Raw genomic sequence first — 22,789 nt, 5'->3', positions numbered from 1 at the left:
GGAGAATTTTGGGAACATTCCGTTAAACAGGCCGGGACAAACCCTAGAACATTGCGGGTCGCCAGGTGCGCCATGGGCTAACTTCGGCCCGAAATCACCGGTCACGCGATGGCATCGACAGCCGTGGTCATACGCGGCCTGAACTCGTCGGGAACCGGAATGTAGCCGTGGTCCACCAAACCGTCCTGGCCAGTAGCAATCGCGCTGCGCAAAAATGCCCGCACCGCCGCTCCAACCTGGGCATCGGGATACTTCGAGCACACGATCTCGTACGTCGCCAGCACGATCGGATAGGAGCCGGGCTGGTTCGGCCGGTAGAACGAGATGGTGTCGAAGGCGAGATCGTTGCCCTCACGCAGGAACCAGGCCGCCGAGATCGTCTTGCCCACCGCGTCCGCGCTGATCGCCACCGGTTCGGGTCCGGCCGAGGTGACGACACTGGCCATGCCCAGTTTCCGGGCTTGGGCGAAGGACCATTCGACGTAGCCGATCGACCCGTCGACGTCTTTGACGGTCGCCGCGACGCCGTCGCTACCCCTGACGCCCTCTCCGACACCACCGCGGAATGTCTTGCCGGCACCCTTGCCCCACGCACCATTGGCCGCGGTGTCCAGATAGCGCTGAAAGTTGTCGGAGGTGCCTGACTCGTCGCTGCGGAAGACGACGTGGATCGGCGTGGCGGGCAGGGCGACTCCGGGGTTGAGTGCGCCGAGTGCGGGGTCGTTCCAAGTGGTGATCTGCCCATTGAAGATCTTGGCCGCGGTCGGCCCGTCCAGGTTCAGCGCCGCCAGACCGTCGACGCGGAAGGCGATGGCGATCGGACCGAACACGACGGGCAGATTCCACGCGGGTGAGCCGCAGCGGTCCTGCGCCCTGGCGTACTCGTCGTTGTTCAGCGGCGAGTCCGACCCGGCGAAATCTGTTTTACTGCTGAGGAATTCGCCGATCCCGACGCCGGATCCGTTGGCGGTGTAGTGCAGCGACTGGCCCGGGCAGGCCGTTTCGAAAGCTTTGGCGAAACGGGTGATGGCGTTCTCCTGCGCGGTGGAACCGCTGGCCGTCAGCGCCGGCTTGCCGCCGCACCTGGCCGACGCGCCCCCGTTCGCGGACTGGTTCCGCGCGCCGCACGCCGACACCATCGCCGCACCGGCGACCAGCACAGCCAACACGGCCCCAAATCGAAAGGGCATCAATTCATTTCCTCGACTGATACTTACCCGGAGCGGTTCGGCTCAGCCAGATGGTAACAACCAACCGGGCCGCCATTCACGCTCGGCGACCGCCGGTGGCATCCGGATTCGACGATTTCAACAGCCGTTCGCGGCGGATTCACGATCCCGACATTTCGCACAATCACCGTCACGCAGAGAAAGCCGTCCGCTCGCTGCAGCGGTTCGTGCGATGATCGCAAATGTAAGCATTGTGTTACGTCACACCCAGCAGGGGAGGTTCGAGCGATGATCACCAGCCGGTTGCGCTCGTTGCTACCCGGCGCCATGCTGTTCGGCTTGGCCGCATTGGTGGCGGCCCCGGCCGCGCACGCCGACGGGGTGGACGGCCAATTCCTGAATGCCCTGCAGACCAAGGGGATCAACTTCACGACGCCGCAGGCGGCGGTCATGGCCGGCCATCACGTGTGTGACGAGCTCGACCTGGGCAGGCCGAAAGGCGATGTCGCCAACGCGCTGAGCAGCAACGGCAACCTGGACGGGTTCCGCGCCGGCTTCTTCGTCGGGCTGAGCATCGCGGCCTACTGTCCCCGGCATCACGCCACGTCGTGACCGCCGGTTCGCGCCGGCCTACCCAAACGTGTTGGCGCCCAGGGATCGTCGGCTGACGAACTCGCGTCGTGTCCCGGTGCGTGGGTCGTCGAACTCGATGCGCTGCGCCAGCAGCTGCAGTGGCGCGCTGAAATCGTCCGGTTCGACGTCGATCACGTTGGGATACAGCGGGTCTCCGATGATCGGCAACCCCAGACCGGCCATGTGCACCCGCAGTTGGTGGGTGCGGCCGGTTCGCGGCGTCAATCGGTACCACCCCGGGCCCACCACCTCGACCAACGTTTCGGCGTTGGGCGGACCGGGTTCCGTCACCGCTTGCAGGTGGCCGCGGCGCTTGACGATGCGGCTGCGCAGCACCCGCGGCAACGTTCCGGACACGTCGACCGCCGCGCGGGCCAGGTAGACCTTGCGCACCTGGCCCTGGGCGAAAAGTGTTTGATAGCAACCCCTCAGCTCACGGCGGGTGGTGAACAGCAGCACTCCGGCGGTCAGCCGGTCCAGCCGGTGGGCGGGGCTGAGTTCGGGCAGGTCCAGCTCGCGTCGCAGCCGCACCAGCGCGGTCTGGGCGACGTGCCGTCCCCGCGGCATGGTGGACAGGAAGTGCGGTTTGTCGGCGACGACGATGTCGTCGTCCCGGTAGAGCACCGGGATCTCGAACGGTACCGGAACCTCGTCCGGTAGATCGCGATACAGGTAGACGTGCGCGCCGGCGGGCAGCGTCGTTGCGGGGCCGATCACCGCGCCGTCGGCGTCCACGACTTCGCCGGCGCGGACTTTCGCGCCGGCCGCCGCCCCGAACCGTGTGGTGAGCTCGGCGAGCACCGGCCCGCCGTGCAGCCGTACCCGCGCGGGTCCCAACCCGTCGCGGACCGGCAGGGGCGCAGGTCTCAATTGAGCGGGACGGGCTCGAGGATCTCGGCACGCGCCTCGGGTGCGCTGGCCCGCAACTCGTCGGCGGAGACGTCGTCGGGCTGGGCCTGGGACAGGATCTCGGCCTCCACCCGCGCGGTGTAGTTGGCCACCTCGCGGTCGGTCTGCTCGGCCGACCACCCCAGCACCGGTGCGACCAGTTCCGCCACCTCGCGCGCGCAGTCGACACCGCGATGGGAGTACTCGATGGAGATCCGCATCCGGCGGGCCAGGATGTCCTCGAGGTGCAGCGCGCCCTCGGCCGCGACCGCGTAGAGCGCCTCCACCTTCAAATACCCCGGCGCCTCTTTCAGCGGCGCCAGCAGGCTGGGATCTTTGGCGGCCAACGCCAGTACCTCGTCGATCAGCGAGCCGTAGCGGTCCAGCAGGTGACGCACCCGGTAGGGGTGCAGGCCTCGCATCGCGCCGACGTTCTCGGTCTGGTTGATCAGCGCGAAGTAGCCGTCGGCGCCCATCAGCGGCACCTTCTGGGTGATCGACGGCGCCACCCGGGCCGGGATGAACTCGGCCGCGGCGTCCACCGCGTCGGCCGCCATCACCCGGTAGGTGGTGTACTTGCCGCCCGCGATCGCGACCAGGCCGGGCGCGGGCACCGCGACGGCGTGCTCCCGGGACAGCTTGGAGGTCTCCTCGCTCTCCCCGGCCAGCAACGGCCGCAGCCCGGCGTAGACGCCGTCGATGTCGGCGTGGGTCAGCGGGGTGGCCAGCACCTCGTTGACCGTGCCGAGGATGTAGTCGATGTCGGCCTTGGTGGCCGCCGGGTGCGCCAGGTCGAGGTTCCAGTCGGTGTCGGTGGTCCCGATGATCCAGTGGCTGCCCCACGGGATGACGAACATCACCGACTTCTCGGTGCGCAGGATGATCGCGACGTCGCTGACGATGCGGTCGCGCGGCACCACCACGTGTACTCCCTTGGAGGCACGCACCTTGAACCGGCCGCGCTGCTTGGAAAGGGCCTGGATCTCGTCGGTCCAGACGCCGGTCGCGTTGATCACCACGTGACCGCGGACCTCGGTGACCTCGCCGTCCTCGGAGTCGCGCACCCGCACGCCGGTGACCCGGTCGCCCTCGCGCAGCAACGCCACCACCTGGGTGGAGGATCGCACCACCGCGCCGTAATGCGCCGCGGTGCGCGCCACGGTCATGGTGTGCCGGGCGTCGTCGACGACGGTGTCGTAGTAGCGGATGCCGCCGATCAGCGAGCTGCGCTTCAGTCCCGGGCTCAATCGCAGGGCTCCGGCTCGTGTGCAATGCTTTTGCGCGGGAACGGATTTCGCGCCGCCCAGGCTGTCGTAGAGGAAGATGCCGGCGGCCATGTAGGGGCGTTCCCACAACCGCTTGGTCAACGGGAACAGGAACGGCAGCGGCTTGACCAGGTGCGGTGCCAGCGTGGTCAGGGAGAGTTCGCGCTCGAACAAAGCTTCGCGCACCAGACCGAACTCAAGCTGTTCCAGATAGCGCAGACCGCCGTGGAACATCTTCGACGAGCGACTCGACGTGCCGGAGGCGAAGTCGCGGGCCTCGACCAGCGCCACCTTCAGCCCGCGGGTGGCCGCGTCCAGCGCGCAGCCGGAGCCCACCACGCCACCGCCGATGACGACCACGTCGAACTGCTCGGTACCGAGTCGCTCCCACGCCGTCGCGCGCTGTTCGGGTCCGAGAGTCGACGGGGCGGGTTCGTTCTCGATCGGGTTGCTCACGACAACAGACTCCTGTCGGTTACTCGTCAGTAGGCGATGCTCAACCCAGGCTAGTTGCTCGGAGGTCGGCGAGTCGTCCTTCAGTCCAGATCGTCGTGGGCCATCAGGCGCCGGGCGGCCTCGGTGATCGAACCGGACAACGACGGGTAGACGGCCAGTGTCTGGGCCAGCTCGTTGACGGTGATCCGGTTGGTGACCGCGACCGCGATGGGCAGGATCAGCTCCGAGGCGATCGGCGCGACCACCACGCCACCGATCACCACGCCGGTGGATTTGCGGCAGAAGATCTTGACGAAACCCTGCCGTATCCCCGACATCTTGGCGCGGGCGTTGGTGTGCAGCGGCAGCATGATCGTGCGGGCGCTGAACTCACCGGCGTCGATCGCCGACTGTGGGACGCCGACGGCGGCGATCTCGGGCCGGGTGAAAACCGTCGCGGCGACCGTGCGCAACCGGATCGGGCTGACGCCCTCGCCCAGCGCGTGATACATCGCGATGCGGCCCTGCATCGCCGCCACCGAAGCCAGCAGCAGCAGGCCGGTGCAGTCGCCGGCGGCGTAAATGCCCGGGACCGAGGTACGCGAGACCCGGTCCACTTTCAGATAGTCGCCGGGGCCGAGCTCGATGCCGACCCGCTCGAGGCCGAGGTGGCTGGTGTTGGGGATCGAGCCGATGGTCATCAGGGCGTGGCTGCCCTCGACGGTGCGGCCGTCGGTCATGGTGACCAGGACGCCGTTTCCGGTCCGCTTGACCGACTCGGCGCGGGCGTTCTTGAACAGCCGCACCCCGCGTTCGGCGAACGACTCCTCCAGCACTGCGGCGGCGTCGGCGTCCTCGTAGGGCAGCACCCGGTCGCGGCTGGCGGCCACCGTCACCGGCACACCCAGCTCGGTGTAGGCGTGCACGAACTCGGCGCCGGTGACTCCGGAGCCCACCACGATCAGGTGTTCGGGGAGCTCATCGAGGTCGTAGAGCTGCCGCCAGGTCAGGATGCGTTCGCCGTCCGGCTTGGCCGACGGCAGGATCCGGGGGCTGGCACCGGTGGCGATCAGCACCACGTCGGCTTCGTGCTCGGTGACGGTGCCGTCCGCCGCGGTGGCTTGCAGACGGTGCCGGGCCAACCCGGGCGTCGGGTCGATCAGCTCCCCGCGCCCGGCGATGAGGTGCACGCCCACGCTGCGCAGTTGCGCGGCGATGTCGGCGGACTGGTCGGCGGCCAGGTTCTTGACGCGGGCGTGGATCTGGGGCAACAGGATCCTGGCGTCGTCGATGTCGATGTCGAAGCCCAGCCGCGGCGCCTGGCGCAGCTCGGTGCGCAGCCAGGTGGACGCGATGAACGTCTTGGACGGCACACAGTCGTCCAGCACGGCCGCGCCGCCGATGCCGTCGGAGTCGATGATGGTGACGTCGACGTCGGGGCGGGCATTGGCGGCCACCAGGGCCGCTTCGTATCCGGCCGGGCCTCCACCGAGGATCACGATGCGGGTCGCCACAGCCACCAAACCTAGCGTTTAAGCTTTCCCCGTGCCGCTCTACGCCGCCTACGGGTCGAACATGCATCCCGAGCAGATGCTCAAGCGCGCACCCCATTCGCCGATGGCCGGAACCGGCTGGTTGCCGGGATGGCGGCTGACGTTCGGCGGGGAGGACATCGGCTGGGAGGGAGCTTTGGCCACGGTGGTCGAGGATCCCGGTTCGCGGGTGTTCGTCGTGCTCTACGACATGACGCCGGCCGACGAGATGAACCTGGACCGCTGGGAAGGTTCCGAGTTCGGCGTGCACAAGAAGATCCGTTGCCGCGTGCAGCGGGAGTCGTCGGACACCGACATCGACCCGGTGCTGGCGTGGCTATATGTGCTGGACGCCTGGGAAGGCGGGTTGCCGTCGGCGCGCTATCTGGGCGTGATGGCCGACGCTGCCGAAATCGCCGGGGCGCCCGCGGATTACGTGCACGACCTGCGCACCCGCCCGGCCCGCAATATCGGCCCGGGGACACCTACTTAGCTGGTTGCCTTTTGCGCCCGAGCGTCCTCATATGTACGGCAAATGCCGCAATTCCCGGCATTTTGGGGACGCTCGGCGCCCTAAGCGGCTCGACAAAGTCGCGCGTTGAGGCGTTGGACGAGTCGGGCGGGGTGACACCTGACGACGCCGCCTTGTGCGTTGAGCAGGTGACAGAGCTCGGGATGCACGCGGCTTATCGTCGGCAACTAGAAGCGACCCGACAATTCACCTGCCGAGGGTCCTCAAAATGTCAGAAATACGACGCTCTGGCGTGCATATGGGCGCGCTCGCCCGATCAGCAGATAGCCGACTGCTCGATGATGTTCACCATCAACCGCACCCCGATCGCCAGCGCCCGCTCGTCGAGGTCGAAGTTCGGCTGATGCAGGTCCAACTGCGGACCCTCCCCCGACCACACCCCCAGCCGCGCCATCGCGCCGGGAATCTCTTCGAGGTACCAGGAGAAGTCCTCGCCGCCGCCGGACTGCCGGGTGTCGGCCAGCACGTCGGGGCCGACGGCTTCGATGGCGTGCATCAGGATGCGCGTCGAGACGTCCTCGTTGACCACCGGCGGCACACCGCGGCGGTACTGCAGCGTGTGCTCGATGGCCAGCGGCGACAGCAGACCCGCGACGGCCTCGCGGATGATCGCTTCGAGGTCGACCCAGGTCTGCCGGCTGGCCGTGCGCACCGTGCCCGCCAGCACGCCGGACTGCGGAATGGCGTTGGGCGCGTTGCCCGCATTGACCGCTCCCCACACCAGCACGGTGCTGTTGCGCGGGTCGATGCGCCGCGACAGCACCCCCGGCAGCCCGGTGATCACCGTGCCCAGCCCGTAGACGAGGTCGGCGGTCAGGTGCGGACGCGAGGTGTGCCCACCCGGCGAATACAGCGTGATCTCGATCTGGTCGGCCGCCGACGTGATGGGTCCGAGCCGGACGGCGACCTTGCCGACTTCCAGCCGCGGATCACAATGCAGCGCGAAGATCCGCGACACCCCGGTCAGCGCGCCGGCGGCGATCGCATCGATCGCTCCACCGGGCATCAGTTCCTCGGCCGCCTGGAAGATCAGCCGCACCCCGACCGGCAGCTCGGGCACCGACGCCAGCGCCAGCGCGGTGCCGAGCAGGATCGAGGTGTGCGCGTCATGACCGCAGGCGTGTGCGACATTCTGCATCGTCGAGGCGTACGGCGCACCGGTCCGCTCGGTCATCGGCAGCGCGTCCATATCGGCGCGCAAAGCGATCCGGGGCTGATGCTCAGGACCGAAATCGCAGGTCAGGCCGGTCCCACCGGGAAGCACCTTCGGATTCAGACCGGCGTCGGCCAGCCGCTCGGCGACGAACTGCGTGGTGGCGAACTCCTGACGACCCAGTTCCGGGTAGCGGTGGATGTGTCGCCGCCAGGCGACCAGGTCGTCGTAGTGTGCGGCCAACCAGGATTCGGCGCTGTCGACCAGGCTCATGCCCTGCGCTCCTGTGCGGCCAGTACCCGGTCGCGCTGGGCGGGATCCGCGGCCAACGCAACCACCGTGCGCGCCAACATGATTGCGCCGTCGACCACTGCCCGGTCGGCGCTGGGACCCGCGGCCGCGGCGGTGAAGGCACGTTGGTGGACGGTGGCCCCGCCGGCATCGACCCCGATGATCGGATGAATACCCGGCATCACCTGCGTCACGTTGCCCATGTCGGTGCTGCCCAACGGCAACCCGGCTTCGACGGAGGCCGGCACCGGGTCGCGGCCCAGGCGCAGCATCTCGCTGCGGCACACGTCGGCCAGCCACTCGTCGGGCTTCAATTCCGCGTAGGCCGGGCCGGCCTCGTCGATGTCGTATTCACAGCCGGCGGCCAGTGCGCCCGCGGCAAAGCAGGAGTACGCCCTGCCCTCCAGTTCGCGCAGCGAGTCCGATTCGACCGCGCGCATGGCATACCGCAACGTCGCCTGTCCCGGGATGACGTTGACCGCCTGCCCGCCGTCGGTGACGATGCCGTGCACGAGTTGCCCGGGGGCCAGCTGCTGACGCAGTAGCCCGATCGCCACCTGTGCGACGGTCGCCGCGTCGGCGGCGTTGACCCCGAGGTGCGGCGCGACGGCGGCGTGCGACTCCTTGCCCCGGTACCGCACGGTGACTTCGGAAAGGGCCAGCGACCGCGCTCCGGCGATGTCGGTGGGACCGGGGTGCACCATGACGGCCACCGCGACGTCGTCGAACGCCCCGGCCCGCAGCATCAGCTCCTTGCCGCCGCCGGACTCCTCGGCCGGAGTGCCCAGCAACGCCACCGTCAGGCCGAGCTCGTCGGCAACCTCGGCCAGCGCCAACGCGGTGCCCACACCCGAGGCAGCGATGATGTTGTGACCGCACGCATGGCCGATGTCGGGCAGCGCGTCGTACTCCGCGCAAACCCCGACGACCAGCGGTCCGCTGCCGAAGTCGGCGCGAAACGCGGTGTCCAGCCCGGCGACCGCGCTGATCTCGAAGCCGCGCTGGGCAACCAGCTCTTTGGCCTTGGCGCAGCTGCGGTGCTCGCCGAACGCCAGCTCCGGTTCGGCGTGGATGGCGTGCGACAACTCGACCAGGTCGGAACTCCGCTGCCGCACCGACGCCTCGACGCTGTCCAGTGGGTTGCGTGCGGGCATCTTGGCAGTATCTCATCGCCTAAGCTCGCCGAGTGTGACCAGCCTGATGCCCGATCCCGACGACATCGCTGCGCGGGCCGCGCTGGTTATCGCCGAACGCACCGGGATCGCCGAGCATGGCGTCGCCGTGGTGCTGGGGTCGGGATGGGCGCCGGCGATCGCGGCACTGGGTTCCCCGACGGCCGCGCTGCCCCAGGCCGAGGTGCCCGGATTCGCGCCGCCGCGCGCGGCAGGGCATGCCGGCGAGTTGTTGTCGGTGCCCGTCGGCGCGCACCGGGTGCTGGTGCTGGCCGGCCGGATCCACGCCTACGAGGGCCACGACCTGCAGCACGTGGTGCACCCGGTCCGGGCGGCGTGCGCGGCAGGGGCACGGATCGTGGTGCTGACCAACGCCGCCGGGGCTTTGCGATCAGACCTTCGCGTCGGGCAGCCGGTGCTGATCAGTGACCACCTGAACCTCACCGCCCGCTCACCGCTGGTCGGCGCCCAGTTCGTCGACCTGACCGACGCCTACGCGCCGCGACTGCGGGCGCTGGCCCGCGAATGTGACGCGGAGCTGGCCGAGGGTGTGTATGCCGCGCTGCCGGGTCCGCATTACGAGACACCGGCCGAGATCCGGATGCTGCGGGTGCTGGGCGCGGACCTGGTGGGCATGTCGACCGTGCACGAGACCATCGCGGCGCGGGCGGCCGGGGCCGAGGTGCTGGGGCTCTCGCTGGTGACGAATTCGGCGGCCGGCATCACCGGTGCGCCGCTGAGCCACGCCGAGGTGCTGGCCACCGGTGCAGCGTCGGCGGCCCGGATGGGTTCGCTGCTGGCCGAGGTGATCAACAGGTTCCAGTGAATCCCCCTTGAATCCCGATGCCTGGATCGCCCACGATCCCGACCCGCAGACGGCCGCCGAACTGGCCGCCTGTGATCCCGACGAGCTGGCGGCGCGGTTCGCCCGCCCGCTGACCTTCGGCACCGCCGGGCTGCGCGGACCGGTGCGCGGCGGGCCGGACGCGATGAATGTCGCCGTGGTGTTGCGTGCCAGCTGGGCACTGGCGCAGACGAGCGAGGGCACCGGAACGATGGTGGTGGGCCGCGATGCCCGGCACGGATCGGCGGCGTTTGCCAACGCCGCGGCAGAAGCCATTGCCGCGCAAGGATTTTCGGTGCTGATGTTCCCCGAACCGGTGCCGACGCCGCTGGTCGCCTTCGCGGTACGCGCAACCGGCGCGGTCGCCGGGGTCCAGATCACCGCCTCGCACAATCCCGCCACCGACAACGGGTACAAGGTGTATCTCGACGGCGGGGTGCAGATCGTCTCCCCTACCGATCGGCGGATCGAGGCGGCGATGACCGCCGCGCCGCCGGCCGACCAGATCGCCCGCACCCCCGTCGCACCCGCGGACACCGATCTTCGAGAGCGCTACATCCAGCGCGCCGCTGCCGTGCGTCGCGGCAGCGGCGGCGTGCGGGTGGCGTTGACGCCGATGCACGGGGTGGGCGGGGCGCTGGCCATCGAAACGTTGCGGCGCGCCGGTTTCGACGATATCCACACCGTGGCAACGCAATTCGCGCCCGATCCCGACTTCCCCACCGTCGCCTTCCCCAACCCGGAGGAGCCGGGGGCGACCGATGCCCTGCTTGCGCTGGCCGCCGACGTCGACGCCGACGTCGCGATCGCGCTGGATCCCGACGCCGACCGCTGCGCCGTGGGAATAACGGGGCCGTCCGGCTGGCGGATGCTCTCCGGCGACGAAACCGGTTGGCTGCTCGGCGATTACATCCTTTCGCAACCCGCCGCGCAGCCGCGCACCGTGGCCAGCACCGTGGTGTCCTCCCGCATGCTGGCCGCGATCGCCGCGCACCACGGCGCGCGCCACGTCGAAACCTTGACCGGGTTCAAGTGGCTGGCCCGCGCCGACGCCGACCGCCCAGGAAGCCTGGTCTATGCCTACGAAGAAGCGATCGGGCACTGCGTCGACCCGGACGCCGTGCGCGACAAGGACGGCATCAGCGCCGCGGTGCTGTTCTGCGACCTGGTCGCGGCGTTGGGAGACCGCACGGTGGCCGACGCGCTGGACGACCTCGCCCGCCGCCACGGCGTGCACGAGGTGGCCGCGGTGCCGCGCCGGGTCGCCAATACCGACGAGGCCGCGGCCCTGATGCGCCGACTGCGCGAGTCACCGCCGGCGGGTTTCGACATGACCGACATCACCGATGCCCTGATCTTCACCCGCGGTGAGGCCGACGCGAGAACCCGGGTCGTGGTGCGACCGTCGGGCACCGAACCAAAACTGAAGTGCTATCTAGAGATTCGCTGCGCACCGACGGCAGACCTGGACGTGGCCCGTGCCCGCGCGCGGGCGCTGCGGGACCGACTCGTGGCAGACGTCGAAAAGTGGTGACTCAGCGAGGCCCGAACTGGCGGTCGCCCGCGTCGCCCAATCCCGGCACGATATAAGCGATCTCGTTGAGCCCGTCGTCGACGGCCGCGGTGAACAGCCGCGCGTTCGGCGCCGCTTCCGCCAGTGCCGCAATGCCTTCCGGAGCGGCGACCACACAGAGCACGGTGATGTCGTGAGCACCGCGCTCTTGCAGCAGACCCACGGTGTGCACCAGGGATCCCCCGGTGGCCAGCATCGGGTCGAGCACCATGACCGGTAGCTCGGACAGGTCGTCGGGCAGCGACGCGAGGTAGGGCACCGGACGGGCGGTCTGCTCGTCCCGAGCGACACCGACGAACCCGACGTGCGCTTCCGGCAACATCGCATGCGCCTCGGTGACCATGCCCAGACCGGCGCGCAGCACCGGCACCAGCAACGGCGACCGGGCCAACCGCATCCCCGTCGTCTCGGCCAGCGGCGTGCGGATCGGTACCGGTTCAGTCGGCGCGTCCCGGGTGGCCTCGTAGATCAAGGCCAAGGTCAGTTCACGCAGGGCGGCGCGAAACGCGACGTTGTCGGTGCGTTCGTCCCGCAACGTGGTGAGCCGGGCCGCGGCCAACGGGTGATCGACGACGTGCACGTCCACGAACGGTGACCATATATAACGATCCGGTTCAGCGGGCGATTTCGTCGCCGAGGGGGGTCTGGCCCGCCCATATACTCCGGGCATGCGAGCGTCCAGACAGCGCCTGACCAGGGTTTTCTGTGTCCTGGCGGCGTTGGCGGCGATGGTGTTGGCCAGCCCCGGGACCCGCATAGCCCTCACCGCGGCGACCCTGCCGAGCTTCGCCCACGTGGTGATCGTGGTGGAGGAGAACCGCTCGCAGGCCAACATCATCGGCAACAAGACGGCGCCGTTCATCAACGCACTCGCCGCCAATGGCGCGATGATGGCCCAGTCGTTCGCCGAGACCCATCCCAGCGAACCGAACTACCTGGCGATGTTCGCCGGCAGCACGTTCGGGTTGACCAAGGACAGTTGTCCGGTCGAAGTCGGCGCCCAACCGAACCTGGCGACCGGGTTGCTGGCCGCGGGACGCACTTTCGGCGGCTACTCCGAGGATTTGCCCGCCGTGGGTTCGACGGTCTGCGGAGCCGGCAAGTACGGGCGCAAGCACGTGCCGTGGGTGAACTTCAGCAACGTGCCGCCGACGGTGTCGGTGCCGTTCTCGGCGTTCCCGCAACCCGGCAACTACGCGAGTCTGCCCACGGTGTCGTTCGTCATCCCGAACAACGACAACAACATGCACGACGGGTCGATCGCCCAGGGCGACGCCTGGCTGAACACTCACCTGGCCGCCTACGCGAACTGGGCCAAGGCCAACAACAGCCTGCTGATCGTGACGTGGGACGAGGACGACGGCGGTCCCCGCAATCAGATCCCGACGGTGTTCTACGGCGCACACGTCCGCCCCGGCACCTACAACGAAACGATCAGCCACTACAACGTGCTGTCCACCCTCGAGGAGATGTACGGGCTGCCCAAAACGGGTTACGCGGCCAATGCTCCCGTCATCGCAACTATTTGGGGCGGGTAAGCGGCAACGGGCCGGGTCGCTATTGTGTGCCGCATGGCTGCTGACCTCGTGCCCATCCGCCTGAGCCTGTCCGAAGGTGACCATTACACGCTGTGGGCGCCCCGCTGGCGCGACTCCGGGGACGAGTGGGAGGCGTTCCTGGGCAAGGACGAGGACCTCTACGTTTTCGACGACGTTGCCGACCTGGTTGCCTTCGTGCGCAGCGACACCGACAACGACCTGGTCGATCACCCGGCGTGGAAAGGCGTCACCGAGGCCCACGCGCAGAAGCTGGAGCCGGCTGAGGACAAGCGGTTCGACCTGGTTGCCGTCGAGGAGCTGGTGGCCGAGAAGCCGACCGAGGAGTCGGTGCAGGCACTGGCGGGCGCGCTGGCGATCGTGTCGTCCATCGGATCGGTGTGCGAATTGCCGGCGATCTCGAAGTTCTTCAACGGCAACCCGAGCCTGGGCACGGTGTCCGGCGGTATCGGGCACTTCACCGGCAAGGCCGGCCAGAAGCGCTGGAACACGATCGGCGAGGTGATCGCGCGCAGCTGGGACGACGTGCTCAAGGCCCTCGACGACGTCGTCAGCACACCCGAGGTCGACGAGAAGCTGTCGGCCAAGGCCGCCGACGAGCTCGAAGAGGAAATCGAAGAGGAAGAGTCGGCCGAAGAGGCCGAGGCTGAGGCGGAGCCCGAGCCCGAGTCCGAGTCCGAGTCATCCGAGTCCGACAAAACCGAATCCGACGAGTCCGAATCCGACCAGGACGACGAGGACGACGAGGACGAAGGCCGCGCCGAAGGCGACACCGTCATCCTGGGCGGCGCCGACGATTTCTGGGCCGAGGTCGGCATCGACCCGATCCGGATCATGACCAGTTCCGGGACCTTCTACACGTTGCGCTGCTACCTCGACGAGCAGCCCATCTTCCTGGGCCGCAATGGCCGGATCAGCGTGTTCACCTCCGAGCGTGCGCTGGCCCGTTATCTGGCCGACGAGCACGACCACGACCTGTCGGACCTGGCCACCTACGACGACATCCGCACCGCCGCCACCGACGGCTCCTTGAAGGTCGACATCACCGACGAGAACGTCTACGTGCTCAGCGGCCTGGCCGACGACTTCGCCGACGGCCCGGAAGCGGTGGACCGTGAGCAACTCGACCTGGCCGTCGAACTGCTGCGCGACGTCGGTGACTATTCCGAGGAGAGCACCGTCAACAAGGCGCTGGAGCCGGGCAAGCCGCTGGGCAAGCTTATCGCCTACGTGCTGGAGCCGGACTCGGTCGGCAAACCCGCGGGGCCGTATGCCTCGGCGGTGCGGGCGTGGGAGAAGTTGGAGTCGTTCGTGGACTCGCGACTGCGGCGCGAATAGCGGCGGCCGCGCAATCCCACCTTCGATCCACCTGCCATTTGCGCTTGCGGGATTTCCTGTTCGCTATTTAGATATCGCTGGCACACGCGGCGAGAACCGCGTCCCAGTCCTCGATGTTGAAATGGCCTTTGCCCGGCGACCAGTGCAAGTCGGCGGCAGGAATCGTGCGCTCAAGATACTCAGCGATGGCGCCCGGGATGAACGTGTCGCGATCGCCCTGCCAAATGTGGGTCGGAACCGCCACTTCGTCCACCCCGAAGCCCCACGGGCGGTACAAGAGGAACGTCTCATACGCGGGGCCGCGCCCACCCTGACGGAACGCCTCCTGCAAGATGGCACGGAAGTGCCGTAGGAACAGTTCAGCGCGCGTGTGTTCGTGGTCGGTGTCGGGCAGCGACGACGTGACCAACCGGGTGAACAGCCCCGGGCGGTATCTGGCGCACCAGCCGAGCGGAGCGTAAGCGGCAGCAAAGGGCCGTGGTCCGTACCGCGCCAGGCGCGCATTGAGACGGTCAGTCGAATTGAGACTTCGTCTGATCTCCCGTGTCGCCAGCGGACCCCAAGGTCCAAGCGCACCAATGAATTTCAGCCGTTCCTGCGGGATCAGCGCGCCGCAGGCGAACAGGTGCGGTCCAGCGCCGGAATGCCCGATAACACCGAAATCGTCCACGCCGAGGCCGTCGGCCAGCGCGCACACATCGGCCGGCCAGTCCAGGAAGGTGCGACCACGCTGGAAGGTCGACCGTCCGAACCCGGGACGGTCGACCGCGATCAGCCGGAAGCCGTGCCGCTGCGCGGCGCCATCGGCAAGGACACCTTCCAGCCGACAACTCGGGGTGCCGTGGAAATAGAACACGGGGTAGCCGACGGGGTCGCCGCACTCCAGGTAGGCCAGCGTGCGTCCGTCGGGCAACGGGAACACGGTGGCTTCGTCGGACCGGATATGTTCTGGCAGCTGCACATCAGCGATGTTATTCACTGGCCGACCGCGCAGACGACGTGACTAACCGAATAGCACAGAGAATAAAGTGAGCAACGGCTGCGGGATAGCCGGAAAAATAAAGTTGGCCGTGAAAACGAATAACAAAAGTAGCGCGATGATGGAGAGTAGGGCCACGCCCCCGAGGAATGCGACCAAAGCCGGATTGACCACATATAGCCAGCTGGCAAACTCGCCGAATATTTGTATTGATTGAGTCCAGAAGGCTCCGGCAAGCTGGCCGAACACCGCTGCGATCGGCGACAGCAGCCCCGCCGCGCCAGCGGCCTCGGCGGTCGCGTACGCGCCGGCACTTTCGGTCAAATGCTGCACGAACTGTTCGTGATACGCCGCCGCCGCCCCGGCCACTTTCTGATAGTCCGCGCCCTGCTGCGAGAACATCTGCGCGATGCCCTCCGACACCTCATCGGCCGCCGCGGGAGCGATCGCCAGCGTCGGAGCCGCCGCATCGAGGTGCGCCGCCTCGAGTGCCGAACCGATGGCCGCCAAATCCGTTGCCGCCGCCTCTACCAGGTCCGGCGCCACCATTACCTGCGACATGTCGCCCTCCAGCAAAGCTCTGATCCTCGCGCTACCGTCCCACGGCTGCTCACTCGCGAATTGAGTAGCCGGGTACTCGACTTCTCAGTGCGCTATGGGCCCGTCCGGAGCTGCCGGCGCGTAGCAGGATGGCCACCGGATGCGTTGCCACCGCATCGACCCGCTAGAGGCGGTACATGGCGCGGGACATGGCAGCATCTTCGAGGTACACGTAACGCTTGGAGTCGTTCGCCCGCGGGCGGTTGCGCCGCTCGGACGGGGTGGCTTTGCGGCCGAAGGTCGCGGTACGGGGCAAGTGCTTCATGTCAGTCTCCTTGGGGAGTAGCCGGGGAATTCCGGACAACTCGACTGTCCTATTTCTCGCGGCCACAGCCATCGGTAGGAACGCGTATTTCTGCGCCGACGGGGTCGTAGGTTCGCGCCGGGCGCCCGGCGCCCGTACGTGTTTTCGCGCAGTCCTGCTACCCGATCAGCACCGCATACCGCGGCTTGATCACGTCGTCGATGATCGCCAGCCGCTCGTCGAACGGGATGAACGCCGACTTCATCGCATTGATCGTGAACCGTTGCAGGTCGGTCCAGCCGTAGCCGAACGCCTCCACCAGTCGCTGCATCTCTTCACTCATCGTGGTATCGCTCATCAACCGGTTGTCGGTGTTGACGGTCACGCGGAAACGCGCCCGCGCCAACAGATCGAACGGATGGTCGGCGATGCTGTTGACGGCGCCCGTCTGCACGTTGGAGCTGGGACACAGCTCCAGCGGAATTCGCTTGTCCCGCAAGATAGATGCCAGCCTGCCCAACCGGACCCCGTCGGACGAGACGTCGATGTCGTCGACGATGCGTACCCCGTGGCCCAGCCGGTCGGCACCGCAGAACGCGATCGCCTCGTGGATGGACGGTAGCCCGAACGCCTCACCGGCGTGAATGGTGAAGCGCGCGTTGTGGTCCCGCATGTGCTCGAAAGCGTCCAAGTGCCGGGTCGGTGGGTGCCCGGCTTCGGCACCGGCGATGTCGAATCCGACGACGCCCTTGTCCCGGAACCGGATTGCCAACTCGGCGATCTCGCGTGACATCGCGGCGTGCCGCATCGCGGTGACCAGACAGCGCACCTTGATGCCGTTACCGTCGGCGGCACTTGCCTTCTCGCCCGCGGCGAAACCGGCCAGCACCGCGTCGACGACCTCGTCGAACGACAACCCGCGATTGATATGCAACTCGGGTGCGAACCGGACCTCGGCGTACACCACGGAGTCCGCAGCCAGGTCTTCCACGCACTCGTAGGCCACCCGGTACAACGCGTCCGGGGTCTGCATCACCGCCACGGTGTGCGAGAAAGGTTCCAGGTAGCGCTCCAGCGAGCCGCTGTGCGACCGGGTGCGGAACCACCTCGCCAGCGCCTCGACGTCGTCGGCCGGCAATCCGTCGTACCCGACCTGCTCGGCGATCTCGAGCACGGTCGACGGCCGCAGCCCCCCGTCGAGGTGGTCGTGCAACAGCGCTTTGGGCGCCTTGCGGATCTGCTCCAGACTCAGGCTCATCGCGTGATCCGATCGATAATCAGGGGCCGCGGCGCGGGCGGACAATCCGCCACGCTGAACGCGCCTTCCAACTCGACCATCGCGGGACCGAAGCGCTCCGGGGTCTCGGTGTAGAGCGTGAACAACGCCTCACCCGCGGCCACCGGATCGCCCGGGCGCCGATGGATCCGCACACCGGCGCCGTGCTGGACCTGCGCCCCGGGGCGGGATCTGCCCGCGCCGAGCCGCCAAGCCGCCAGCCCCACTGCCATCGCGTCGATGTCGCCCATTGTGCCGCTTCGGGCGGCGGTCACGGTTTCCGAATGCCCACCAATGGGCAACGGTTTCGCCAAATCTCCGCCCTGAGCGGCGATCAACCGGCGGAACCGGTCCATGGCAGTGCCGTCGCGCAACGTCTGCGCCGGGTCGCGGCCGTCGAGCCCGGCCAACTCCAGCATCTCCTCGGCCAACCGGACCGTCAGCTGCACCACGTCGGGCGGCCCGCCACCGCCCAGCACCTCCAGCGACTCTTCGACCTCCAGCGCGTTGCCGACGGTCGCGCCCAGCGGACAGTTCATGTCGGTGAGCAGCGCGGTGGTGGGCACTCCGTGCTCGGCGCCGAGTTCGACCATGGTGCGGGCCAGATCGCGGGATTCCCGCTCGCATTTCAGGAACGCGCCCGAGCCGACCTTCACGTCGAGCACCAGCGCGCCCGCTCCCTCGGCCAGCTTCTTGCTCATGATCGAGCTGGCGATCAGCGGCAGCGACTCGACGGTCCCGGTGACATCGCGCAGCGCGTAGAGCTTGGCATCGGCCGGCGCCAGCTCGCCCGCGGCGAAGATCGCGGCCCCGACCTCGACCAGTTGTGCGCGCACACGCCGGCTGGACAGGTCAGCGGTGAACCCGGCGATCGATTCCAATTTGTCCAGCGTGCCGCCGGTGTGGCCCAGCCCGCGTCCAGCCGCCTGCGGAAGCGCCCCACCGCATGCTGCGACCACGGGCACCAGCGGCAGCGTGATCTTGTCGCCGACCCCGCCGGTGGAGTGTTTGTCCACCGTGGCCAGGCCCAGGTCGGTGAAGTCCAGCCGCGGTCCCGACGCCAGCATCGCCGCGGTCCAGCGGGCGATCTCGCCACCGTCCATGCCGCGCAGGAAGATCGCCATCAACAACGCCGACATCTGTTCGGGCGCGACCTGCCCGGACGTGTAGGCCGCGATCACCCAGTCGATCGCGGCATCGGAAAGCCGCCCGCCGTCGCGCTTGACGCGGATGACCGTCGGCGCGTCGAATGGCAAGTCCGTCAACGGGATTCCCGGGCGAGGTCGTCGGGGCCGAATGCGTCTGGGAGCAGCTCGCCGAGCCGCTTGGGGCCGGCCGGGTGGTCGACCAGCATTTCCGGACCGCCGTGTTCGAGCAACACCTGGCGGCATCGGCCGCACGGCATCAACGCCGAACCGGTGCCGTCGACGCAGGAAAGCGCGAGCAGTCGGCCCCCGCCGGACGTGTACAGGGCACACACCACAGCGCATTCCGCACAGAGACCAAGACCATATGAGACATTCTCCACATTGCACCCGGTGACCACGCGACCGTCGTCAACCAGCGCGGCAGCGCCCACCGGAAAGCCCGAATAAGGTGCGTAAGCGGCAGAAGTCGCGCGAAAAGCCTTGTCGCGCAGCATATTCCAATCAATGCCAGGCATCTCGTTACCCCGCTCGGCCGAGGACGGACTTCCAGTGCCGCCAGCCTAACGCGGAAACGACATGCGATTTTTATCGGATCATTCAGGACCAGCGGCTATCTGACGGCGTTATGTTTGATAGCGGTTTTCCGGGCAATTTCAGGTCGCATTCAAGGCGGGTGATTCAAACGACGACGACGGCGGATCCGGCGCCTCTGGGATCCTCACGCAAACGACGGCCACCACGGACGCTGTACCGGGGCGACCCCGGCATGTGGGCCTGGGTGCTGCACCGCATCAGCGGGGCCACGATCTTCTTCTTCCTGTTCGTCCACGTGCTGGACGCGGCGGTGCTGCGGGTGAGTCCGCAGGCCTACGACGAGGTGTTGTCGACCTACAAGACACCGATCGTCGGGCTGATGGAATTCGGCCTGGTGGCCGCGGTCCTGTTCCACGCCCTCAACGGGATCCGCATCATCCTGATCGACTTCTGGTCCGAGGGCCCGCGCCATCAACGCAGGATGCTGTGGATCGTCGCGGTCGCCTTCCTGGTGCCGTTCGTGATGGCCGGCGTGGTGATCGGCATCCATGCCTGGGAGCACCTGTGACGAGCACTCCGAATCTGCAGCGCGGCCCCGATCAACTGGCGCCGGTTCGGCAACGCAGCCATTACCGTCCGGCCAGCCTGGACAATCCGCGCTCACCGCGCCGTCGGGCCGGCATCCCCAACTTCGAGAAGTTCGCCTGGCTGTTCATGCGGTTCTCCGGCATCGCGCTGGTACTGCTCGTGGTCGGGCACATGTTCATCATGCTGGTGTGGGACGACGGTGTTTACCGCCTCGATTTCAATTTCGTCGCGCAACGCTGGGCGTCGCCGTTCTGGCAGGTGTGGGACCTGTTGTTGCTATGGCTGGCGCAATTGCACGGCGGCAACGGCATTCGCACCATCATCGACGACTACAGCCGCAAGAACATCACCCGGTTCTGGCTGAACGCGCTGCTGACGGTGTCGATGGTGTTCACGCTGATGCTCGGGACCTATGTGCTGATGACGTTCAACCCCAACATCTCGTGAAAGGTGCGCGGTGATCGAGCAACACCGATACGACGTGGTGATCGTCGGCGCCGGCGGGGCCGGGATGCGGGCCGCGGTGGAAGCGGGTCCGCGCGTTCGTACCGCAGTGCTGACCAAGCTGTACCCCACCCGTAGCCACACCGGCGCCGCCCAGGGCGGCATGTGCGCCGCGCTGGCCAACGTGGAAGAGGACAACTGGGAGTGGCACACGTTCGACACCGTCAAGGGCGGCGACTACCTCGCCGACCAGGACGCGGTGGAGATCATGTGCAAAGAGGCCATCGACGCCGTGCTGGACCTGGAGAAGATGGGGATGCCGTTCAACCGCACCCCGCAGGGCCGCATCGACCAGCGCCGGTTCGGCGGGCACACCCGCGACCACGGCAAGGCCCCGGTCCGCCGGGCCTGCTACGCGGCCGACCGCACCGGCCACATGATCCTGCAGACGCTGTACCAGAACTGCGTCAAGCACGACGTGCAGTTCTTCAACGAGTTCTACGCACTCGACTTGGTGCTCACCCAAACCCCGACCGGTCCGGTGGCCACCGGGGTGGTCGCCTACGAGCTGGCGACGGGCAACATCCACGTCTTCCACGCCAAGGCCATCGTGCTGGCAACCGGCGGATCCGGGCGGATGTACAAGACCACCTCCAACGCGCACACCCTGACCGGCGACGGCATCGGCATCGTGTTCCGCAAGGGACTTCCGTTGGAGGACATGGAATTTCACCAATTCCACCCGACCGGCCTGGCCGGACTGGGCATCCTGATCTCCGAGGCGGTGCGCGGCGAGGGCGGCCGGTTGCTCAATGCCGAGGGTGAACGCTTCATGGAGCGCTACGCCCCGACCATCGTCGACCTGGCCCCGCGCGACATCGTCGCCCGCTCGATGGTGCTGGAAGTGCTGGAGGGACGCGGGGCGGGCCCCAACAAGGACTACGTCTACATCGACGTCCGTCACCTCGGCGAGGAGGTGCTGGAGGCCAAGCTGCCCGACATCACCGAGTTCGCCCGCACCTACCTCGGCGTGGACCCGGTACACGAACTGGTCCCCGTCTACCCGACCTGCCACTACGTGATGGGCGGCATCCCCACCACGGTGACCGGTCAGGTGTTGCGCGACAACACCAACACCGTGCCGGGATTGTTCGCGGCCGGCGAGTGTGCCTGCGTCTCGGTGCACGGCGCCAACCGGTTGGGCACCAACTCGCTGCTGGACATCAACGTGTTCGGCCGGCGCGCCGGCATCGCCGCCGCGCGATACGCTCGGAGTCACGATTTCGCCGACATGCCACCGAATCCGGAATCGATGGTGGTCGGCTGGGTGGCCGACATCCTCTCTGAGCACGGCAACGAGCGCGTCGCCGACATCCGCGGCGCCCTGCAGCAGACGATGGACAACAACGCCGCGGTGTTCCGCACCGAGGAGACGCTCAAACAGGCGCTCACCGACATCCACGCGTTGAAGGAGCGCTATTCACGAATCACCGTGCAGGACAAAGGAAAACGGTTCAACAGTGATCTCCTGGAGGCCATCGAGCTGGGCTTCCTGCTGGAGCTCGCCGAAGTCACGGTGGTCGGTGCTTTGAATCGCAAGGAGTCCCGCGGCGGTCACGCCCGTGAGGACTATCCCAACCGCGACGACGTCAACTTCATGCGCCACACCATGGCATACAAAGACGGCACCCACCTGCTCAGTGACATCAAGCTGGACTTCAAACCCGTGGTGCAGACCCGCTACGAGCCCAAGGAGCGGAAGTACTGATGACAAGCCTCGAGAAAGAGGTCGCGAACCCCGACCCGCTGGAACCTCCATTGCCGCCGGTCCCGGACGGCGCGGTAATGGTGACCCTCAAGATCGCCCGGTTCAATCCCGACGACCCCGACAAGTTCGCCGCCACCGGGGGCTGGCAGAGCTTCCGGGTGCCGTGTCTGCCCAGCGACCGACTGCTCAACCTGCTGCTCTACATCAAGGGCTACCTGGACGGGACGCTGACGTTCCGGCGTTCCTGCGCGCACGGCGTCTGCGGCTCGGACGCGATGCGCATCAACGGCGTAAATCGGTTGGCCTGCAAGGTGTTGATGCGCGACCTGTTGCCAAAAAAGCCGGGCAAGAAACTCACCATCACGGTCGAACCGATCCGCGGGCTGCCGGTGGAGAAGGACCTGGTGGTGGACATGGAGCCGTTCTTCGACGCCTACCGGGCAATCAAGCCGTACCTGATCACCACCGGCAACCCGCCCACCCGCGAACGCATCCAGAGTCCGACCGACCGCGCCCGCTACGACGACACCACCAAGTGCATCCTGTGCGCCTGCTGCACCACCAGCTGCCCGGTCTTCTGGTACGAGGGCAGCTATTTCGGGCCGGCGGCGATCGTCAACGCGCACCGGTTCATCTTCGACAGCCGCGACGAGGCCGCCGCCGAGCGGCTCGACATCCTCAACGAGGTCGACGGGGTGTGGCGCTGCCGCACCACGTTCAACTGCACCGAGGGCTGCCCGCGCGGCATCGAGGTCACCAAGGCGATCCAGGAGGTCAAGCGCGCGGTGATGTTCTCCCGTTAGCTTGCGCGAGCAGACGCAAAAGCC

At 67.6% G+C, this 22,789-nt stretch carries 22 protein-coding genes and 1 pseudogene; 10 read left to right on the top strand and 13 right to left on the bottom strand.

Annotated features, from left to right (window positions below):
- Positions 1-101 precede the first annotated feature (101 nt).
- Positions 102-1,190: a phosphate ABC transporter substrate-binding protein PstS gene (gene pstS, locus AC5Y46_RS18070; RefSeq protein WP_499941687.1), complete on the bottom strand. Its 1,089-nt coding sequence runs from the start codon at positions 1,188-1,190 to the stop codon at positions 102-104.
- 267 nt (positions 1,191-1,457) lie between these two features.
- On the opposite strand from pstS, the gene AC5Y46_RS18065 reads away from it, so the two are divergent.
- Positions 1,458-1,781 carry a DUF732 domain-containing protein gene (locus tag AC5Y46_RS18065; protein ID WP_499941685.1) on the top strand — a complete coding sequence of 108 codons (324 nt, stop codon included), beginning with the start codon at positions 1,458-1,460 and terminating at the stop codon, positions 1,779-1,781.
- A gap of 18 nt (positions 1,782-1,799) precedes the next feature.
- Here AC5Y46_RS18065 and AC5Y46_RS18060 read toward each other — a convergent pair whose 3' ends face one another.
- From AC5Y46_RS18060 to AC5Y46_RS18050, 3 genes and pseudogenes are all read right to left on the bottom strand, one after another.
- Positions 1,800-2,672 (bottom strand): pseudouridine synthase, encoded by an 873-nt coding sequence (locus AC5Y46_RS18060; RefSeq protein ID WP_499941683.1) that lies wholly within the window; start codon positions 2,670-2,672, stop codon positions 1,800-1,802.
- Positions 2,669-4,411: a glycerol-3-phosphate dehydrogenase/oxidase gene (locus tag AC5Y46_RS18055; protein ID WP_499941902.1), complete on the bottom strand. Its 1,743-nt coding sequence runs from the start codon at positions 4,409-4,411 to the stop codon at positions 2,669-2,671. The genes AC5Y46_RS18060 and AC5Y46_RS18055 overlap by 4 nt, the downstream gene beginning before the upstream one ends.
- 18 nt (positions 4,412-4,429) lie before the next feature.
- Positions 4,430-5,904 (bottom strand): annotated as a pseudogene (locus AC5Y46_RS18050) (NAD(P)H-quinone dehydrogenase); the annotation flags it as partial.
- Between the two features lie 31 nt (positions 5,905-5,935).
- Here AC5Y46_RS18050 and AC5Y46_RS18045 point away from each other — a divergent pair.
- Positions 5,936-6,415, top strand: coding sequence for a gamma-glutamylcyclotransferase family protein (locus tag AC5Y46_RS18045; protein WP_499941681.1), 480 nt, complete (start codon positions 5,936-5,938; stop codon positions 6,413-6,415).
- A 295-nt stretch (positions 6,416-6,710) separates the two neighbouring features.
- On the opposite strand, the gene AC5Y46_RS18040 is transcribed toward AC5Y46_RS18045, so the two are convergent.
- Positions 6,711-7,880, bottom strand: coding sequence for a M20 family metallopeptidase (locus tag AC5Y46_RS18040; RefSeq protein ID WP_499941679.1), 1,170 nt, complete (start codon positions 7,878-7,880; stop codon positions 6,711-6,713).
- A complete protein-coding gene (locus AC5Y46_RS18035) occupies positions 7,877-9,052 on the bottom strand; it encodes a M20 family metallopeptidase (RefSeq protein ID WP_499941678.1) in 1,176 nt (391 codons plus the stop codon). Before AC5Y46_RS18035 ends, AC5Y46_RS18040 begins: the two co-directional genes overlap by 4 nt.
- 46 nt (positions 9,053-9,098) lie before the next feature.
- Between AC5Y46_RS18035 and AC5Y46_RS18030 the strand changes: the two genes are divergently transcribed.
- Together AC5Y46_RS18030 and AC5Y46_RS18025 are read left to right on the top strand one after the other, a co-directional pair.
- Complete coding sequence (locus AC5Y46_RS18030; protein ID WP_499941900.1) at positions 9,099-9,896, top strand: purine-nucleoside phosphorylase; 798 nt, start codon at positions 9,099-9,101, stop codon at positions 9,894-9,896.
- A 7-nt stretch (positions 9,897-9,903) separates the two neighbouring features.
- Positions 9,904-11,448: a phospho-sugar mutase gene (locus AC5Y46_RS18025; protein WP_499941676.1), complete on the top strand. Its 1,545-nt coding sequence runs from the start codon at positions 9,904-9,906 to the stop codon at positions 11,446-11,448.
- A 1-nt stretch (position 11,449) separates the two neighbouring features.
- Here AC5Y46_RS18025 and upp read toward each other — a convergent pair whose 3' ends face one another.
- On the bottom strand, positions 11,450-12,073 hold the full coding sequence (gene upp, locus AC5Y46_RS18020) for a uracil phosphoribosyltransferase (RefSeq protein WP_499941674.1): 624 nt from the start codon (positions 12,071-12,073) through the stop codon (positions 11,450-11,452).
- Positions 12,074-12,155: 82 nt separating this feature from the next.
- On the opposite strand from upp, the gene AC5Y46_RS18015 reads away from it, so the two are divergent.
- Together AC5Y46_RS18015 and satS are read left to right on the top strand one after the other, a co-directional pair.
- The gene (locus AC5Y46_RS18015; protein ID WP_499941672.1) at positions 12,156-13,025 is read left to right on the top strand and encodes an alkaline phosphatase family protein; all 870 of its coding nucleotides are present in this window, start codon (positions 12,156-12,158) and stop codon (positions 13,023-13,025) included.
- A 33-nt stretch (positions 13,026-13,058) separates the two neighbouring features.
- Entirely contained in the window at positions 13,059-14,381 is a 1,323-nt protein-coding gene (satS, locus tag AC5Y46_RS18010) for a protein export chaperone SatS (RefSeq protein WP_499941670.1), read from the top strand.
- Positions 14,382-14,448: 67 nt separating this feature from the next.
- On the opposite strand, the gene AC5Y46_RS18005 is transcribed toward satS, so the two are convergent.
- From AC5Y46_RS18005 to AC5Y46_RS17980, 6 genes are all read right to left on the bottom strand, one after another.
- Positions 14,449-15,336 carry an alpha/beta fold hydrolase gene (locus AC5Y46_RS18005; protein WP_499941898.1) on the bottom strand — a complete coding sequence of 296 codons (888 nt, stop codon included), beginning with the start codon at positions 15,334-15,336 and terminating at the stop codon, positions 14,449-14,451.
- 48 nt (positions 15,337-15,384) lie between these two features.
- Positions 15,385-15,936, bottom strand: coding sequence for a PE family protein (locus tag AC5Y46_RS18000; protein ID WP_499941668.1), 552 nt, complete (start codon positions 15,934-15,936; stop codon positions 15,385-15,387).
- A 148-nt stretch (positions 15,937-16,084) separates the two neighbouring features.
- Complete coding sequence (locus AC5Y46_RS17995) at positions 16,085-16,225, bottom strand: hypothetical protein (RefSeq protein ID WP_499941667.1); 141 nt, start codon at positions 16,223-16,225, stop codon at positions 16,085-16,087.
- A gap of 157 nt (positions 16,226-16,382) precedes the next feature.
- Positions 16,383-17,462, bottom strand: coding sequence for an adenosine deaminase (locus AC5Y46_RS17990; RefSeq protein ID WP_499941665.1), 1,080 nt, complete (start codon positions 17,460-17,462; stop codon positions 16,383-16,385).
- Positions 17,459-18,745, bottom strand: coding sequence for a thymidine phosphorylase (locus AC5Y46_RS17985; RefSeq protein WP_499941663.1), 1,287 nt, complete (start codon positions 18,743-18,745; stop codon positions 17,459-17,461). The genes AC5Y46_RS17990 and AC5Y46_RS17985 overlap by 4 nt, the downstream gene beginning before the upstream one ends.
- A complete protein-coding gene (locus tag AC5Y46_RS17980; protein WP_499941661.1) occupies positions 18,742-19,143 on the bottom strand; it encodes a cytidine deaminase in 402 nt (133 codons plus the stop codon). The genes AC5Y46_RS17985 and AC5Y46_RS17980 overlap by 4 nt, the downstream gene beginning before the upstream one ends.
- A 251-nt stretch (positions 19,144-19,394) precedes the next feature.
- Here AC5Y46_RS17980 and sdhC point away from each other — a divergent pair, with 251 nt between their 5' ends.
- From sdhC to AC5Y46_RS17960, 4 genes are read left to right on the top strand one after another with little or no spacing between them, the layout of a single operon-like run.
- Positions 19,395-19,730: a succinate dehydrogenase, cytochrome b556 subunit gene (gene sdhC, locus AC5Y46_RS17975; protein ID WP_499941896.1), complete on the top strand. Its 336-nt coding sequence runs from the start codon at positions 19,395-19,397 to the stop codon at positions 19,728-19,730.
- Between the two features lie 35 nt (positions 19,731-19,765).
- A complete protein-coding gene (locus AC5Y46_RS17970) occupies positions 19,766-20,197 on the top strand; it encodes a succinate dehydrogenase hydrophobic membrane anchor subunit (protein WP_499941894.1) in 432 nt (143 codons plus the stop codon).
- Positions 20,198-20,207: 10 nt separating this feature from the next.
- On the top strand, positions 20,208-21,962 hold the full coding sequence (gene sdhA / locus AC5Y46_RS17965; RefSeq protein WP_499941659.1) for a succinate dehydrogenase flavoprotein subunit: 1,755 nt from the start codon (positions 20,208-20,210) through the stop codon (positions 21,960-21,962).
- Positions 21,962-22,765 (top strand): succinate dehydrogenase iron-sulfur subunit, encoded by an 804-nt coding sequence (locus AC5Y46_RS17960; RefSeq protein ID WP_499941658.1) that lies wholly within the window; start codon positions 21,962-21,964, stop codon positions 22,763-22,765. The genes sdhA and AC5Y46_RS17960 overlap by 1 nt, the downstream gene beginning before the upstream one ends.
- The last annotated feature ends 24 nt before the right edge of the window (positions 22,766-22,789 follow it).

The organism is Mycobacterium sp. NGS59 (assembly GCF_059812345.1).
Note: the sequence above shows the minus strand (reverse complement) of the source record. Positions and strands in the feature narration are given on the sequence as shown.

Bases quoted from the DNA above. Each gene is read 5' to 3' on its own strand.
- pstS (WP_499941687.1), bottom strand. From the start codon at position 1,190: ATGCCCTTTCGATTTGGGGCCGTGTTGGCTGTGCTGGTCGCCGGTGCG.
- AC5Y46_RS18065 (WP_499941685.1), top strand. From the start codon at position 1,458: ATGATCACCAGCCGGTTGCGCTCGTTGCTACCCGGCGCCATGCTGTTC.
- AC5Y46_RS18040 (WP_499941679.1), bottom strand. From the start codon at position 7,880: ATGAGCCTGGTCGACAGCGCCGAATCCTGGTTGGCCGCACACTACGAC.
- AC5Y46_RS18035 (WP_499941678.1), bottom strand. From the start codon at position 9,052: ATGCCCGCACGCAACCCACTGGACAGCGTCGAGGCGTCGGTGCGGCAG.
- AC5Y46_RS18030 (WP_499941900.1), top strand. From the start codon at position 9,099: ATGCCCGATCCCGACGACATCGCTGCGCGGGCCGCGCTGGTTATCGCC.
- AC5Y46_RS18015 (WP_499941672.1), top strand. From the start codon at position 12,156: ATGCGAGCGTCCAGACAGCGCCTGACCAGGGTTTTCTGTGTCCTGGCG.
- satS (WP_499941670.1), top strand. From the start codon at position 13,059: ATGGCTGCTGACCTCGTGCCCATCCGCCTGAGCCTGTCCGAAGGTGAC.
- AC5Y46_RS17995 (WP_499941667.1), bottom strand. From the start codon at position 16,225: ATGAAGCACTTGCCCCGTACCGCGACCTTCGGCCGCAAAGCCACCCCG.
- AC5Y46_RS17990 (WP_499941665.1), bottom strand. From the start codon at position 17,462: ATGAGCCTGAGTCTGGAGCAGATCCGCAAGGCGCCCAAAGCGCTGTTG.
- AC5Y46_RS17980 (WP_499941661.1), bottom strand. From the start codon at position 19,143: ATGCCTGGCATTGATTGGAATATGCTGCGCGACAAGGCTTTTCGCGCG.
- sdhC (WP_499941896.1), top strand. From the start codon at position 19,395: ATGTGGGCCTGGGTGCTGCACCGCATCAGCGGGGCCACGATCTTCTTC.
- AC5Y46_RS17960 (WP_499941658.1), top strand. From the start codon at position 21,962: ATGACAAGCCTCGAGAAAGAGGTCGCGAACCCCGACCCGCTGGAACCT.